12 protein-coding genes are annotated in these 15,836 nt (G+C 65.5%); 1 reads left to right on the top strand and 11 read right to left on the bottom strand.

Going from position 1 to position 15,836, the window contains the following annotated elements; all coding sequences use genetic code 11:
* Position 1: 1 nt before the first annotated feature.
* The 11 genes from J2R76_RS39070 to J2R76_RS39020 form a co-directional block, all read right to left on the bottom strand.
* Positions 2-1,294: an MFS transporter gene (locus J2R76_RS39070; RefSeq protein WP_253625857.1), complete on the bottom strand. Its 1,293-nt coding sequence runs from the start codon at positions 1,292-1,294 to the stop codon at positions 2-4.
* Between the two features lie 170 nt (positions 1,295-1,464).
* Positions 1,465-2,103: a hypothetical protein gene (locus J2R76_RS39065; RefSeq protein WP_076824193.1), complete on the bottom strand. Its 639-nt coding sequence runs from the start codon at positions 2,101-2,103 to the stop codon at positions 1,465-1,467.
* Positions 2,063-2,704: a hypothetical protein gene (locus J2R76_RS39060; protein WP_253625856.1), complete on the bottom strand. Its 642-nt coding sequence runs from the start codon at positions 2,702-2,704 to the stop codon at positions 2,063-2,065. Before J2R76_RS39060 ends, J2R76_RS39065 begins: the two co-directional genes overlap by 41 nt.
* A 41-nt stretch (positions 2,705-2,745) precedes the next feature.
* Positions 2,746-5,985 carry an adenylate/guanylate cyclase domain-containing protein gene (locus J2R76_RS39055; protein WP_253625855.1) on the bottom strand — a complete coding sequence of 1,080 codons (3,240 nt, stop codon included), beginning with the start codon at positions 5,983-5,985 and terminating at the stop codon, positions 2,746-2,748.
* Between the two features lie 224 nt (positions 5,986-6,209).
* A complete protein-coding gene (locus J2R76_RS39050) occupies positions 6,210-6,956 on the bottom strand; it encodes an ABC transporter ATP-binding protein (RefSeq protein ID WP_253625854.1) in 747 nt (248 codons plus the stop codon).
* Positions 6,937-8,736, bottom strand: a complete 1,800-nt coding sequence (locus tag J2R76_RS39045; RefSeq protein WP_253625853.1) for an ATP-binding cassette domain-containing protein — start codon at positions 8,734-8,736, stop codon at positions 6,937-6,939. Before J2R76_RS39045 ends, J2R76_RS39050 begins: the two co-directional genes overlap by 20 nt.
* On the bottom strand, positions 8,736-9,593 hold the full coding sequence (locus J2R76_RS39040; protein ID WP_038383339.1) for a branched-chain amino acid ABC transporter permease: 858 nt from the start codon (positions 9,591-9,593) through the stop codon (positions 8,736-8,738). The genes J2R76_RS39045 and J2R76_RS39040 overlap by 1 nt, the downstream gene beginning before the upstream one ends.
* A gap of 19 nt (positions 9,594-9,612) precedes the next feature.
* Positions 9,613-10,809: an ABC transporter substrate-binding protein gene (locus tag J2R76_RS39035; RefSeq protein ID WP_253625852.1), complete on the bottom strand. Its 1,197-nt coding sequence runs from the start codon at positions 10,807-10,809 to the stop codon at positions 9,613-9,615.
* Between the two features lie 161 nt (positions 10,810-10,970).
* Positions 10,971-11,954 carry an NAD(P)-dependent oxidoreductase gene (locus J2R76_RS39030; protein WP_253625851.1) on the bottom strand — a complete coding sequence of 328 codons (984 nt, stop codon included), beginning with the start codon at positions 11,952-11,954 and terminating at the stop codon, positions 10,971-10,973.
* A gap of 12 nt (positions 11,955-11,966) precedes the next feature.
* Entirely contained in the window at positions 11,967-13,823 is a 1,857-nt protein-coding gene (locus J2R76_RS39025) for a TRAP transporter large permease subunit (protein ID WP_253625850.1), read from the bottom strand.
* 9 nt (positions 13,824-13,832) lie between these two features.
* Positions 13,833-14,864 (bottom strand): TRAP transporter substrate-binding protein, encoded by a 1,032-nt coding sequence (locus J2R76_RS39020; RefSeq protein WP_253625849.1) that lies wholly within the window; start codon positions 14,862-14,864, stop codon positions 13,833-13,835.
* 159 nt (positions 14,865-15,023) lie between these two features.
* Between J2R76_RS39020 and J2R76_RS39015 the strand changes: the two genes are divergently transcribed.
* On the top strand, positions 15,024-15,764 hold the full coding sequence (locus tag J2R76_RS39015) for a FadR/GntR family transcriptional regulator (RefSeq protein WP_253625848.1): 741 nt from the start codon (positions 15,024-15,026) through the stop codon (positions 15,762-15,764).
* Positions 15,765-15,836: the final 72 nt, after the last annotated feature.

Here is a 15,836-nt window from a genome sequence, read left to right as displayed (position 1 = left end):
GTCAGGACGCGCTTGCGACCTTGTGCACCTGTCCGGCGACGGCGCGGACCTTGCGGGGCGAGGCCTGCCAGATCGCAAACGCCGACAGCAGGCTGAAGGCGATCCCGAGCAGGAAGGCGCTGGTATAGCTGCCCGAGAGATCATAGAGCTGGCCGGTGATCCAGGGGCCCGCAGCACCGCCGGCGAGCGCAGCCAGCATCACGGTGCCGAAGATGCTGCCGTAATGCTTGCCCTGGAAGATCTCCAGCACGACCGGGCCCATCACGGATGTCAGGCCATAACCGAGCGCGCCCTGGGTGAAGACCATGAGATAGATCAGCGCCATGTTGGGCCAGTATTTCAAGGCGGCGAGCGCTGCGAAGCAGATCACGAAGCCGAAGCAGGAGATCGCCCACACCCATTCGCGGCCGATCCGATCGGAGAGATGCCCGAGCCAGATCTGGCCGGGAATGCCGAGCAGGCTGACGACGCCAAGCGCCCAGACCCCGACATTGGAGCTGAAGCCGATGTCGAGCAGGAATTTGGTCTGATGCACCTGCACCGCGTACCAGATGTACAGGCCGCAGAAATAACCGATCGCGATCCACCAGAACCGCGCGGTGCGCAGCGCACGCGACAGCGTCCAGTCGGTGCCGGCCCACACGGGGTCGACGATATTCGATGCCGGCCTGGCTGACGTCGCCGTCGGCGCGGCATCGCCGTCGGGCTGCAGGCCGATGTCCTCCGGCCGCTTGTGCAGCAAGAGATTGATCGGCGCCAGCACGACCAGCACCACGATCCCCATTGCGGTGCAGGCGGTGCGCCAGCCGGTGTGCTCGATCATGTGCTGCACCCACGGCAGCAGCGTCACCGAGCCGATGCCGACGCCGGCGAAGGCGAGCCCGATCGCAAGTCCACGGCGGCGGAGGAACCAGTTCGGCACGAACAACGATTGTCCGGAATAGCCGAGGCAGACGCTGCCAGCGCCGACCAGCACGCCGATCGTGAGATAGAGGTGCCAGGGCTGCGTCGTCAGCGGCGCCAGCAGCAGGCCCGAGCCCATCAAGAGCACGCCAAGCTCCATCACCGCGCGCGGACCGCCGCGGTCCATCAACCGGCCGATCAGCGGACTTGCGATCGCCGAGGCGACAAAGCCGAACGAGAAGGCGCCCGCCGTGATGCCGCGCTCCCAGCCGAATTCCGAGATGATCGGCGGATAGAACAGCGAGAACGCCGTACGCGCGTTGACGCCGATCGCCATGGTGACGAAGGTCACCGCGACGATGATCCAGCCGTAGAAAAAGGGAAGTCGCATCGGAAGCAGCATTCCATCCGCAACGGAACAGGCTGGACCGACGCCGTAGCGGACTTTGGGCAGCCGGCAGCAGGCGCTGCCACCAGCCAGATTTCAGGACGACCTGGAGACAGAAGGGCCGACGCATCCGTCGACCCTTGCCGCCACAATCAACCGCTATGATCGCGTCGTCAACGCTTGCGCGGACGCTTGGCCGCCTTTTTGGCTGCCTTCTTCTTGCTGACGGCTTTCTTCTTGCCGGCGCCCTTCCCGCCGCCTGATTTGGCGCGCCTGAACGTTGGCCTGCGGAGCGAAAGCTCGGGCCAGGCGATCGGCTGTTCACCGCTGTCCGGGTCGTTGTCGCCTGGCGGATCTTCGGCGCTGTCATCCATCGGCCCTTGCACGACCAGATGGACAAGATAGGCGGTACCGGCCCCATTCAGGTAGTTCGCGAGTGGCTCGTTGTTGCTCGGAAACAGATGCGGGTGAGTCACCACGCTGTTTTCCTCGACCGAGAACTTCACCGCCTTGATCGCGGTTCGGGTCATCGCGTCGCCCAGGATCTTCTTGATCGCCTCTTGCGTCTCCTGAGGCAGCACATGGTGGAGAAAGAAGAACCATTTCCGCTTGGCATCATCCTTCCCGTAATCCTTGCTCGGATAGGCACCGATGCGGAACGCGACGCGCCGCAACCTGTGGCTCGGATCAAACAGCTTTTCTTTCTTGTTGTGCTTGCGAAGAGTAGCCAGATCCTTGCCGCTGAAGAGCTCATTCAGCCGGTCCACGATTTCAGCATCGGGACCGCTGCCGACGGGAAGTAGCGCACCCATTTGTCGTCTCCCTTTGTGCAATTTGATTCAGTCGTAAGAACTCGGACAGATAGCACCGCGGAATTGTCGGCGCGGCCTCCGGTCGAACCAGTACATGTTTGCGCCTCGGCCAATGATCGGCCCAGCACACGCTTGGACCGCGCTTGCGAGCTCTCAGGCCGCAAGCGGCAAGCGCAGTCAACTGCTCGATGCTCGATACCGCGCGCTCAATCGAGAGCGTGCGCCCGGTCTGCTTGCGTAGCCGGGCTGCGCCCTTGGCGAGAATCCAGCGGTCCGCCGCGCACTCGCAACCGAGCTCGGAATTGGCGGCGAGCCGGCCGCCTTTCGATAGATGGTGTCCGACCTCGTGAAGCAGGGCGAAAACCAGGCCATCCGCGTTCATCGCCGCGTGGTAAGCCAGTCCGCCATAGATCCGCACGACGCGGTCGTTGCCACGAATGAAGGCCTGAGCATTGACGGTTGCGCTGCCTTCGTCGAGCTCGAAAAGCAGATCGGAAAACGCACGCCTGAAATCGGCCAGGATGTCGCAAAGGAGCGCGTCCCTGCGCGTGCGGGCGCTTCCTTTGCCGACCGGTTCACCCGTCATGTTCGCGAACAACATGAGATCATCCGAATGGGATCAGAACAATTTTCGCTCGCAACTCAAATATTATTGGCTTCGTTCGAACTTCGACTAGCTTTGACCGTCTTTCCCGCGCCACCGACAAAGGGCGCGAAGATCATTGCGCCGGTCTCGTGAAGCAGCGCGGTCGCGCGGTCCAGCTCCTTCGTGCCCTCCTCGGCCTCATCGCTCCGCCCGGAGCGCAACAGCAGATCGGCGCGAACCGATCGGGCAAGACATTCCGGAATGCGCGCGTGCCGCTTGACCGCAACCGCAATCGCCTCGTCGACGGCGGACAACGCTGCCGCCGCATCTCCTTTCTGCCGATACGCGTTCGCCAGATCGGCGAGAATCCGTGCTTCGTTTTCAAGGCCGGCCTTGCGGGTTCGCGCGAAGTCGAGCGCGGCCGTCAGATCCTCGATCGATGATGTGATCCGACCTGCCACCATATGGGACAGGCCGCGGCTGGCCTGAGCGTAGACGCGCAAATACGGATTGCCGCTCTTGACCGCGAGCGAGAAGGCGCGATCGGCGTGGTGCTGGGCCAGTCCGACGTCGCCTTCGGACCAGGCGAGGTCGACATAGGCGAGGCTCGGAATGACATAGTGAATGGCATCGACCTGGCTGCCATCCAGTTGCAGCACGCGATCGAGCAGCGGCCGGGCCTCGGACCCGCGCCCCAGCATCACGAGCGTCTGCCCGCGCATGGCGGTCAACCAGACCTCGACGTCGAATCCAAGCGTCTCCCGGTCCGACTTCACGATCTCCGAGGCGCGCGCGGCCGCCTCCATGTTCATCTGCAGCGCCTCCGACATCCGTCCCGAGAGCCGGAGCGCGTGGCAGAGAATGGCCTTCAGCGTGACCTGGACACTGGTGTCGGTGCCGGTGTCGGCAAGCGCCTTGGCTTCCAGCACCCGCTCGACATATTCGTCGGCCGAGCCGCCATTCGCCAAAATCCGGCCGTAGGCAGCGTGAATCAGCGTGTTGGCGCGCAGATCCCCCATCGCGAGCGCGAGGCCGCGGGCTTCCTCGAAATAGACCTGCGCATCGGCGGCGGAAATTCCCTCGCGCCAGCCGAAATTCACGATCTGGCCACAGGCCATCATCTTCAGATAGTCGGTCATTTGCGACGGGGGCTGGTGCGTCAGCAGTTCACGCACCTTCTTCCAGCTCCGCAAGGCCTGACTGGGATCGTTCGCGCCGACCCAGACCGCCGCACGCATGTGCTGCTGCGCCGCCTTCAAATGTTCGCCGGCATGCTCCCAATGGTAGGCGAGAAGCGACGCCCGTTCCTCGGCGCGATCCTTGAACAGCTTCTCGATCGCCTGCGCGACGGCCGCGTGAAGCTCGCGGCGCCGTTCGTGCAACAGCGACAGATAAGCGACTTCCTGGATCAGCGGATGACGAAACGCGATCAGCCGCTGCTCGAAGGGAGGCACGTCGTAGAGCAGTTCGGCGCGTCGCAAATGTCCTACGGCTTCCAGCAGCTCGGCTTTCGCCAGTCCGGCAACGGCATCGAGAACCGACAACGAAATCTCGCGCCCGGCAACCGAAGCGACCTCGAGGGCTCTTTTTGCGTGTTCGTCGAGGCGATCGATGCGCGCCGCGACCACGGCCTGCACGGTCGTCGGAAGCGGGATTGTGTCGATGCCGCCCTTCAGCCGGTACGCGCCCTTCTCGCCCTCGAAGTCGCCGCGCTCGACGAGGGCGCTCATGAGCTCTTCCAGGAAGAACGGATTGCCGTGCGCGCGCTCGACGATGTTCCGGCTCAACAGCGCCAGCGACGGGTCGGTACCAAAGTGATCGCGCAAGATCGATTGCGCCTCCGCGGGCCCAAGCGGAGCCATGTTGATCTGCCGGTAATGCGACCGCTGCATCAGCGGCGCGCTCAATCCGGCCCTGAAATTGACCAGCAGCATCGTCGTGGTTCCGACGACGGCGTCGGCAAGGGCCTCGACGAACTCCTCGCTCGCCGGATCGATCCAGTGCAGATCGTCGATCAGGACGACCGTCACATTGTCACGAGGTGCGGCGCGTACCAGTTCGCCGACGAAATCGAGCAATTGGGCCTTGCGGGCCTTGGGATCCAGTTTCGGCGCGGGCTGGTGCGGGTCCGCCAGACCGAGGAATTCCAGCAGCACGGGTGCCAGATGATCGGAGACCGGCATTGCCGCCAGCCGGTCGAAGATACGGCGGCGCGAAACGTCCGACGCTTCCTCCTTGATGCGAAGCCCGAAAATATCCCGAAGCAGCGCCAGCACCGGCTGAAACGGCGTTGCGCGGCCGTGCGCGAGCACACGCGCCTCGAAGACGCGGATGCCCTTGCTGCGACAACTCTCGGCAAATTCGAAGCAAAGGCGACTCTTTCCAATGCCGGCTTCGCCGACGACACCGATCACCCGGCCATCTCCCTTGCGGGTGTTCTCGAGTTCAGCTGTCAGCGCCGCAAACTCGTCGGCGCGGCCGGTCAAGGGACTCAACCGTCGTCCGGTCCGGAACACACCGCTCGACGGCGCATGCTGAAGGCCCCTCAGCCTGAGCACCTCGACGGGAGCCGCGAGCCCCCGAATGGCCTGCTCTCCGAGCGACTCCACCTCCACGAACTGCTTCGCGACAGCGTAGGTTTCCCTCGAGACCAGAATGGTGCCGGGCTCGGCAAGGTGCTCCAGTCGACTGGCGAGGTGCACGTTCGCGCCCGCGGCATCATAGGTTTGATAGATGCCGTGCTCGATGGCCTGGAAGACGACCTCACCGGTATGGACGCCGACGCGGATTTGCATATCGACGTCATGCAGGCGCTTGACGTCATCCTGCATCGCCAGCGCCGCGAGACAGCCCCGAACGGCGTGATCCTCATGAGGCTGCGGGGCGCCGAACATCGCCATGACGCCGTCGCCCTGGGCCTTGTTGACGACGCCGCCGTAGCGGTGAACGGCTTCGTTCATCAGGTCGAGCACCGGCTGCAAGCGCCGCATGCCCAGTTCGGGATCTCCGAGGCTATCGATGATGCCCGTCGAGTTGCTGATATCAGCGAAAAGGATCGTGAGGCGCTTCCGCTCCCCACCCTTGGCATGCAGGCTCCTCAGCGCATGCTCGTGCGACGGCTGAACCCGGGTCGCGTCAATCGCCGTCGCCAACGCAGCGCCGCACTTTCCGCAAAAGCGGCTGCTTGATCCGTTCAGGTGGCCGCAAGCTTCACACGTAATTCCGAGAGAGGCCCCGCACCCTTCGCAATACTCATTGGTCGCCCTGTTCTGACAACCGCAACGCAAACATTGCATCGTAGGCCTCTTGAAGAGAGCTGCAGACGCAGGCAACCGCAACAAGTCTTAAAAACAACGCGACAAATATCCACAATCGGGCATCGCTGTGAAGCTTAGCAAAGCCGCCTGCACCTGTCGTGCCATTTTATGACGCACGTGCAGATTGCGCCACAACGGCAGTCGACGCCGCATCCGATCACAAGTTGCGTGGCCGTTGGCGTCGAGCACACAGGTTGCATTGGCTAGGTCTGCAACGCGTGGCTCTCATGGCCGAAATAGGCGCGCTCGAGCCGATGCGCGAGGTCGCTCTCTCCGGTCGGCGCCTCCAGCGCGATCGCACCCTGCACCAGCGCGTAGACGCGATCGGCACAGGCGAGTGCCTTCTCCAAGAGCTGTTCGACCAGCAGCACGGAGGTGCCCTGCTCGCGCAGCCGGCCGATGACGTTGAGGACGCGATCGACCAGCACCGGCGACAGTCCCGCGGAAGGCTCGTCGAGCATCAACAGCCGCGGCCGGCGGACCAGGCCCTGCGCCACCGTCAGCATCTGCTGCTGCCCGCCCGACAGCGCGCCGCCGCGTTCATGCCGCTTCTCGGCGATCTCGGGAAAGAACGCCAACGCCTCCTCGATGCGCACGGCACGCTCGGCGCGCGGCAGGTCATAGCCGGCGAGCAGCAAATTGTCGGTCACCGAGATCTGCGTGAACACGCGATGTCCCTCGATCACATGCACGAGCCCGGCCCGCGCGGCATCGCGCGGCGTGGCGTTGGTCATGTCGCGGTCGCCGAACCGGGCCTGTCCGGCAGTGACGGGCAACAGTCCGGACATCGCGCGCAGCAGTGTGGTCTTGCCGGCCCCGTTGGGCCCGAGCAGCGCCACGACCTCGCCGGTGGCAATCGTGATGTCGATGCCGTGCAGCACACGGATCTTGCCGTAGCCGGACTGCAGCCCATTGACCGCGAGCAACGGTTCAGCCGCCGAGATAGGCACTGACGACCTCCTTGTGGATGCGGATCTCCGCCGGGGTTCCCGCCGCCAGCGTCCGGCCCAGATTGAGCACGGTGACCTGGTGGCAGATATCGAAGATCAGATCGGCATGGTGCTCGACCAGCAGCACACCGGTACCGCGGCCGCAGACCGCCTTGATCAGGCTGGCGAGCCGCTCGATCTCGTCATTGGAGAGACCCGCGGCGGGCTCATCGAGCAGCAGGAAGTCCGGATCGAGCATCAGCGCCCGCGCGATCTCGATGAAGCGCAATTCGCTGTGCTGCAGGCGATCGGCGCGTATGTCGGCGAGCGCCTCGAGGCCGACGACGCCGAGCAGCGCGTGCGCCTTTGCCGCGAGCAGACGCTCGTCGGCGCCGTTGCGCGGCAGTGCGAGCATCGCCTCGACGAAATTGGCCCGGCCCTCGATCGAGCCGCCGATCATGACGTTCTCCAGCACCGAGGCTTCGCCGATCACGCGCGGCGTCTGGAAGGTGCGTGCGATGCCGCACGCGGCGCGCTTGACCGGCTGGCCCGCGGCCAGGACTTCGCCGCCAAGCGTCATGGTGCCGGCTTTGGCGGCGTAATAGCCCGAGATCACGTTGAGCGTCGTGGTCTTGCCGCTGCCGTTCGGTCCGATCAGACCGTGGATCGCGCCGGGCGCGATATCGAGATCGAGACCGTCGATCGCCTTCACATTGCCGAAGCTCAGCGCGATGCCGCGCAGCTGCAGCGTCTTGCCGCCGTCCCTGCGGCGCACGATGTCGGCGAGTGCAGCGGGACGCGGAACGATGGCGCGATTGCTGGCGAGCGGCCGGCGGTTGCGGAAATCGAGCAGCGCCGCGATGCCGCCGGGCATCACCAGCACGATCACGAGCAGCAGCACCGCGTAGAGGAAGGTCGACCACGCCGCGAGCGGTGCCGCGATCTCGGGCAGGATGGTCAGGATGATGGTGCCGAGCATGGGCCCGAGGATCGAGCCGCGGCCGCCGATCAGGATCGCGATGAAGAACAGCACCGAGAGATCGAAAGTGAACGCATCGGGCGTGATGTAGGTCTGCAGGGTCGCGAACAATCCGCCGGCGATCGCCGCCAGCGCGCCGGCGAACAGGAAGATCGCGATCAGCATTTTCGGCTTGGAGATGCCGCTGGCCTCAGCGGCGACCTCGGCGTCGCGCACCGCGATCAGCGCGCGGCCGAACCGGCTGCGCGCGACATTGGCGCTCATCCAGGTGGTCAGCGCGGCGACGGCGATGCATAGGGCGTAGAAGCCCCACGGCGTATTGAACGGCGGCGGGAATTCCGGACCTGCAATGCCGATGCCGCCGCCGGTCACGCTCTGCCAGGCCAGCGCGATCTGGGTCACGATGGTGGCAAAGCCGAGCGTCGACATGGCGAAGTAGAAGGTACGCAGGCGCAGCGCCGGCAGACCGACCACCACGCCGAAGATCGCGCCGATCAGGCCGGCGATCGGCAATGCGACGAATACCGGAAGCGCCGGCATCACGTTGCCGGCAACCAGCACGCTCGTCGTGTAGGCGCCGAGCGTCAGCAGCGCGACATAGCCGATCGCAAGGTGACCGGCGAAGCCGACCACCAGATTGAGGCCCGACACCAGCACCCAGTAGATCGCCATGCGGGTGCCGATCAGCACCCAGTAATCGTTGCTGACGAACGGCAGCAGCACCGCCGCCACCAGAATGCCGAGGAACGGCAGGACGTGCGGCAGCGCGGCGCGCCACACGCCGCTGTCGGCTCGGGGCGGAGTGGCCACGACCGACGTCATCACACCCTCCGCGCGGTCGATGCGCCGAACAGCCCTTGCGGCGCGGCAAGCAGCACCACGATGAACAGCGTGAACACCGCGACCGAGGAGAAGATGCCGCCGACCAGGAAGTTCGCGGCCTGCTGGAACAGGCCGAGCGCCAGCCCGCCGATGATCGCGCCTCTGTTATTGCCGAGCCCGCCCAGCGCCACCGGCACGAAGCCGTAGAAATTGAGCAGCGCTCCGTTGGCGAAGAAGGCGAGCAGCAACTGCCCGCCGGAAAATCCGGCGATGCCGCCGACCACGCCGGCAAGCGCGTAGCTCGCGACCCGTAGATTGCGCTCCGGCAGGCCGAGCGCCCGCGCCGCAAAATTATCCTCGGCGATGGCAAGGAACGCGCGGCCGACCAGGGTGCGGCGGTAGAGATATTCAAGGCCGATGATGGTGACGGCGCAGGCGAGGACCGGCAGCCAGAATTTCTCGTCCCAAACGCCCTCGCCGAATCCCGCGATGCGCGGGAACGGCTGCGGCTCGGTGCCCCATTTGATCGCGGTGATTTGCTGGATCATCAGCGCGACCGCGAGGGTCGAGAGCACGTAGAGATGCTGGTCGAGGCTCTTGAGCACCGGCCGCACCGCGACGAATTCCGTGATGATTCCGATCACCGCGCAGCAGAGCAGCGTCAGCACGAAGCCGACGGCAATGGGCAGGCCGAGCTTCAGCGTGAACATCGAGCCGAACACGCCGCCCAGCATCGCCAGCTGGCCGGCGGTGAAGCTCATCACCCGCGAGGTCGAGAACATCGTGTTGTAGGTGACGCCGACGAGCGCGTAGATCGCGCCCGCCGCGAGACCGGATGCGAGGATCGAGGCCAGCATCGGCTGCGCCCTCGCCCTTCTATGTATACCCCGGCGCCAGCGCGAAGGTGCCGTCCTTGGCGGTAGAGGCTTCCGACATCACGATCTCTTCGGTCAGGTAGCCGTTGTGCTCGGTCGGCGAGAAGCGGTAATTGCCGAAATAGCCGGGATAGGTCGACAGCGTGTTCCAGTACTTGATGATGCCGGCGCTGTCTGTCGAGCCGCTTTCGGCGACCGCCTTGGCGATCAGCTCGATGCAATCGATGCCGCCCGCGACCCACCACAACAGCGTGTCGTTCAGCGCGATGTTGGCCTTGGTCAGGCGCGCGACCAGGTCCGCGCTCTTCGGCGGCAGCTTGCCGGCGCCGTCATAGCTGCAGCTCTTGTAGCCGATCGCGTAGACCTTCTTCCAGTTCTCCGGCTTGGCGACCAGGCTCGCAAGCTCGCCCGACGCCATCGAGGGATGCCCGACGAAGGGCACGTCCCAGTTCATCGCGGCGCGGGTGTTGAACATGCGCGCCTCCATGCCGGTCGAGACGCTCCACACCACGATCGCTTCCGCGCCGGCATTCTTGGCGCGCAGCATGTCCGGCGTCATGTCGGGCTGCGTGGCGTCGATATTGGCCTGATAGGCCACCTCGGCGCCGTCCTTCTTGAACGCCGCGACGGAGGCGCCGACCGCGGTGACGCCATAGCCGGTGGTGTCGCCGATCACCGCGACCTTCTTCACCTTGAGGATCTTGAGACAGTAATTGCGCACGGCATCGTCCCATTGGTTGTTCGACGGCGCGATACGGAACGCGTTGGGGAACTTGACCGGGTCGATCAGGGTCTCGACGACGCAGGGATGCAGGTCCGGCATCTTGGCGCGCGCCATGATCGGCGTTGTCGCCAGCGCCTCGCCCGAGTTCAGCGGACCCCAGATCGCGTGCACCTTGGCCTGGCTGATCAGCTCCTGCGTCGCGTTCACCGCCTTGGTCGGATCGCCCTGGGTGTCGCGCATCACGAGCTCGATCTTGCGGCCCTTCACCCCGCCGGTGCCGTTGATGGCGTCGACCGCGAAGTTGACGCCGCGATTGAAGCCGACCGTCGGAGCCGAGCTCGGGCCGGTGATCGCCGCGAGACAGCCGATCTTGATCGGTTCCGACTGTGCGATGGCAGGCGCTGGGAAGGAGAATGATGCGGCGCCCAAAGCACCGGCGCTGCCCAACAAAACGTCACGGCGTGAAATAGCCATGTGATGCCTCCCTGTTTCCCTCTCGGCGCCCGTCGTTTGTTGCGGGACGTCCGTTCATTGATTGTCCGCGCGCTCAGGGGCCGCGGTTATGCGGGCCAAGTCTGGGCCGGATGCGAAGCTCTTGTCCAGCCCCGCGGACGACATTGGGCTTCGCCAAACTTTCATGGCCGAGGCCGCCGTGTCCAGTAGCCGGCATTGACCGCGCCGACGGGTATCTCGCCGGCGACGATCTTCGCGACCTGGCGTACCGTTTCCGACGATTGATGCTCGATCGCCTGCGGCGTCAGGCCGCCGACATGCGGCGTTGCGATCACATTGTGCAGCTTCGCAAGCTCGGGCGTCGGCATCTGGTCCGGCGCGCGGCCGACATCCATCGCGGCACCCGCAATGCGGCCATCGCGCAGCGCGGCCGACAGCGCCGCCTCGTCGACGAGGTTTCCGCGCGACAGGTTGATGAAGAATGCGTGCTTCGGCATTCGCGCCAGTGCGGCCTGCCCGATCAGGTTCTCGGTCTGCGCGTTGGCGATCGCGAGACAGACAACGTAGTCGGCGCGCGCCAGCAGATCGTCGAGCGGCAGATGCGCGATCGCCGCATCGTCCGGCGTCACGAAGGGATCGGCGACCAGCACATTCATGCCGAGCACTTTTGCGATCCCGGCAAGATAGCGCCCGATGCTGCCATAGCCGATGATGCCGATCGTGCCTCCCGCAAGCTGGCGGCCCATGATGACCTCGGGCGCCCTGCCCGCGTGATAATCCGCGGTCGCCCGCGAGACGCCGCGCGACAGATCGACCATGAAGCCGAGCGCGAGCTCGGCGACCGACTGGACGAAGCCGGCGCTCGCCTGCGTCACCAGCACGCCGGCGGCGGAGGCCGCAGCCACATCGATATTGCGGATGTCAACCGCGCAGCGCACGAACGCGCGCAGCTTCGGCAGCTGCGGAAAGATCTCCCCTCGCCCCTGCGTCATGCGGTCGGCGACGATGATGTCGACATCGGCCGCAGCCTTGACCAGCGCCGCCGCATCGAGCGCCTCCTCGCCCTCGTGCAACTCGACGTCGGCGACCGCGCGCAGGCCGTTCAGGCTGCGCTCGCCATAATAGTCGCGGCGCATCTGCCGGGTATGGGCGAGCAGCACCTTCACGATCCTACCCCCCTAGTAGCCGAGCGCATGCGGCAACGCCGTGCTGATCGCCGGCACGAAGGCGATCACCAGCAGGCACAACAACAGCAGGCCGAGATAACCCGCGATCGGCTTGATGGTCTGCTCGATCGGCACGTTGCCGATCAGGCAGGCGCCGTAGAGCCCAAGGCCGAGTGGCGGAGCAAAGAGCCCGAGCCCCATCGCGATCACGAGCACGACGCCGAAATGCAGCGGATCGATGCCGAGCTTGACGGCAACCGGCAGCAGCAGCGGGCCGAAAATGATCAGCGCCGCGGCGCCTTCGAGCACCGAGCCCATCACCACCAGCACCAGGATCGACAGCAGCGTGAACAGCCAGACGCCGTGGCTGCCCGAGATCGCCAGCATGAGGTCGCCGACGGCATGCGGCACCTGCTGCAGCGTCAGGATGAAGGCCAGCGACTGCGCCGCGGCGACGATGAACAGCACCAGCCCCGAACGAACAGCCGCATGCACGAAGCAATGCGCCAGACTCCTCGCACCGAGCTCGCGGAACAGCAGGCTGCCGACGGCGATGGCGTAGACCGCGGCGAAGGCGGAAATCTCGGTCGCGGTGGCAAAGCCGCTCTTGAAGCCGAAGAAGATCATGAAGATCAGCCCGAACGAGGCGATCGCACCGGTCCAGAGCCCGGATACCGCGACGCGCGGCTCGGCTTCCACGTTCGCCGCGGGGCGCTTGCCGAAGATGATCGACACCGCGATCAGCGCCAGCGCCATCAGCGCGGCCGGCAACATGCCGGCGACGAACAGTCCGCCGATCGACAGGTTGGCGACGAAGCCGAGGATGATGAGGTTGATGCAGGGCGGAATCGTCTCCGCCATGACAGCGGAGGCGGCGAGCAGCGCCACCGCTCCGCCCGGGTTCTGCCGCGAGCGGCGCGCCGCCGGGATCAGCACCGAGCCGACCGCTGCAACGTCGGCCATCTTGGAGCCCGAGATGCCGGAGAACAGCACCATCGACATCACCATGACGACGTTGAGCCCGCCGCGCATCCGTCCGACCGCGCGCTGCAGCAGCTCGATCAGCCGGACCGACATGCCGTTGGCTTCCATCAGGTAGCCGACCAGGATGAAGAACGGGATCGCCAGCAGCACGAAATTGTCGATGCCGCGCGCCATCTGCTGGGCGAAGATCACGCCGGGCAGCGTGCCCTCGACCCAGATGAAGATCAGCGCCGCCAGCGCCAGCGCAAAGCCGATCGGCAGTCCGCCGAACAGCGTGAGGAAGAAGCCGATCAGCATCAACGCCTGCGATGACGGCACGGACGACGGCGCCAGCGCATCCCAGGCCAGATAGAGACCCACGATGACGGCGGTCGCGACGATGGCTGCCGCCATGTCACGCAGCGGCCGGCCACAGAACGTCTCGAACGCGAAGATCGTCATGAACGCCGCGCCGACGCCCATTGGATAGAACGTCCATTCCAGCGGCAGGCCGGAGCCGGAAGTCTGACCGGTGGTCAGCCAACCCATCTTGACGGCGTTGAACGCGACATAGCCGGCGATGATGGTGACAAGCAGCGCACCGACCGCGTCGACCACCCGCCGCACGCCCGGCGGCAGCATGTTGACGAAGAAGGCGACGCCGAGATTTTCGCTGCGGGCGAGCGCGCTTGCCGCGCCGAAGAAGCTCGACCCGACCATCAGGCCGCGGGCGACGTCGTCGGACCATTCGACCGGCGCGTTGAACAGGAAGCGGGCGAGCACCGCGACGCAGACCACCACGAGATCGGCGGCAAGCAGGAGCGCGGCGATCGCGTCACTGATGGCGAGCAGCGGCGCCGTGATCCGATCAGCGGTGCTTCTCGCCTCGACTGCGGCGACTGACATGCGCCGACCTCAGGCCTGGGTGGCGCGGATCAGGTCGACGACGGCCTTTGCCTCGGGCCGCGCCTTGATGAAATTGTCGGTCTGCGGCAGCACGCGCTTGCGGAATGCCTCCTTGTCGCATTCGACGACGGTGACGCCCTTCTCCACCAACGCCGCCAGCGCCTCCTTCTCCACCGCAAGGCCGTGCGCGCGGGTGTCGGTCGCGGCCTTGTTCGCCGCGTCGAGAAAGCCTTCGCGCAGCTTGGAAGCCATGCGGTTGAAGCTGGTGTCGCTGAAATAGACCGCGAGCGGCGAGAAGATGTGCTGGGTCAGCGCATAGTGCTTCGCGGTCTCGTAGAACTTGCTCGCCAGGATGGTCGGCGGATCGTGTTCAAGGCCGTCGAGCACGCCGGCCTGCAGCGCCGTATAGATCTCGCCGAACGCCAGCGGCGTCGCGGCGGCACCCATCAGCCGCAGGCATTCGGTGATGATCGGATTGGGCAAGGTGCGGATTTTCAGGCCCGCGAGATCCTCCAGCGTCTTCACCGGCTTCTTCGCCAGCACGCTGCGCGCACCGAAATTATAGGCCCAGCCGATGATGTGAATGCTGGCGCCCTTGAGCAGCGCAGCCTCGATCGGCTTCGCCGCGCCGGCGTCGAACGCCTTGGTCTGCTGCTGGAAGCTGGTGAAGAGGTAACCGAGGTCGAAGGTGCCGACCAGCGGCACGAGATTCGCCGAGATCGACGAGCCGGACACCATCAGGTCGATCACCCCTAGCTTCACCGAGTTGATGACGTCGATCTCCTGGCCGAGCTGGTTGTCGGGGAAGAAGGTGACCTCGATCTGCTCGCCGAGTCCGTTCGCCTTCAGGCTCTTGACCAGATTGTCGTAGTAGACGCGGCCATTGGCGTATTTGGGATCGTTCGGAAGCGACGACGAGCATCGCATTTTCATCACCGCAGCCTCGGCCCGGCCGATGATGGCGGGCGCGGCGGCAAGCCACGCGGTCGCTGCGACCGACGACTGCAGCACAATGCGGCGGCTCACGCGGTTCGACGTCATGATGGTGCTCCTCCCGGGGACGGATCTTTATTGTGTTGGCCACCCGCCTGACGGCGTGAGCTTGGCAGCCGATTTGTCATAATGTATGACAAAACGGATACGGTTGTGCAAGGGCGCGGCTCGGCGGCGGCGCAGGCTGCAACCGCAGCGAGGCCCTCGATGTTCCAGACATCCAACGCGTTGCGTCGGAGCGTGCACAGCCAGGTCACCGACCGCGTCGGCAGCAGCATCGTGCGCGGCGAGATCGGCGTCGGCGAAACGCTGCCGCCGGAAATCCGGATCTGCGAGATGATGGACGTCAGCCGCACCGTGGTGCGCGAGGCGATCCGCACCTTGACCGGCAAGGGCCTGATCGAGTCGCGGCCCAAGAGCGGCACGCGGGTTCGGCCGCCCGAGCAGTGGAATCAGCTCGATCCCGACGTGCTGCGCTGGCACCTCGAGACCGCGGAGATCGACCGTTACCTCGCCAAGCTGTTCCAGCTGCGCGCCGCGGTCGAGCCGGCCGCGGCAGCGCTCGCGGCGACCCATGCCGAGGAGGTCGACGTCGCCCGCATCCGCGTCGGATGCGACGGCATGGACGCGGCGAAGACCAACGAGGAGTTCGTCGCCGCCGACATCGCGTTCCACCAGGCGATCTATTTCGCCACCCGCAACGAATTCTTCTGGCCGATCGCGCAGATGTTCGAGATCACGCTGCGCCAGAGTTTTACGATCGCAGCGCCGGGCTCGCACCGTCCGCGGGCGCTGCGCGAGCACCGCGCGGTGCTGGACGCGATCGCCGCCGGAGATGCGGAGACGGCGCGCGCAGCCACGGTCGTGCTGCTGACGAATTCCGCCGACGACCTGGTGCGAATCCGTGGCCGGGAGTTCGACACGCCACGTCCAGCCAAGCGCCGATGATGTTGGTGACTGCGGTCGTGATGCGCTCACTGCTTCCACATGGTCGTCCTGGCGAAAGCAGGGACCCATACG

The sequence above is a fragment of the Bradyrhizobium sp. USDA 4532 genome, assembly GCF_024171315.1.
Lineage (GTDB): Bacteria > Pseudomonadota > Alphaproteobacteria > Rhizobiales > Xanthobacteraceae > Bradyrhizobium > Bradyrhizobium australafricanum.
The sequence above is the reverse complement of the archived record's forward strand: the minus strand, read 5'-3'. Positions and strand labels throughout refer to the sequence as shown.

Bases quoted from the DNA above. Each gene is read 5' to 3' on its own strand.
- J2R76_RS39070 (WP_253625857.1), bottom strand. From the start codon at position 1,294: ATGCGACTTCCCTTTTTCTACGGCTGGATCATCGTCGCGGTGACCTTC.
- J2R76_RS39065 (WP_076824193.1), bottom strand. From the start codon at position 2,103: ATGGGTGCGCTACTTCCCGTCGGCAGCGGTCCCGATGCTGAAATCGTG.
- J2R76_RS39060 (WP_253625856.1), bottom strand. From the start codon at position 2,704: ATGTTGTTCGCGAACATGACGGGTGAACCGGTCGGCAAAGGAAGCGCC.
- J2R76_RS39055 (WP_253625855.1), bottom strand. From the start codon at position 5,985: ATGCAATGTTTGCGTTGCGGTTGTCAGAACAGGGCGACCAATGAGTAT.
- J2R76_RS39045 (WP_253625853.1), bottom strand. From the start codon at position 8,736: ATGACGTCGGTCGTGGCCACTCCGCCCCGAGCCGACAGCGGCGTGTGG.
- J2R76_RS39040 (WP_038383339.1), bottom strand. From the start codon at position 9,593: ATGCTGGCCTCGATCCTCGCATCCGGTCTCGCGGCGGGCGCGATCTAC.
- J2R76_RS39035 (WP_253625852.1), bottom strand. From the start codon at position 10,809: ATGGCTATTTCACGCCGTGACGTTTTGTTGGGCAGCGCCGGTGCTTTG.
- J2R76_RS39025 (WP_253625850.1), bottom strand. From the start codon at position 13,823: ATGTCAGTCGCCGCAGTCGAGGCGAGAAGCACCGCTGATCGGATCACG.
- J2R76_RS39020 (WP_253625849.1), bottom strand. From the start codon at position 14,864: ATGACGTCGAACCGCGTGAGCCGCCGCATTGTGCTGCAGTCGTCGGTC.
- J2R76_RS39015 (WP_253625848.1), top strand. From the start codon at position 15,024: ATGTTCCAGACATCCAACGCGTTGCGTCGGAGCGTGCACAGCCAGGTC.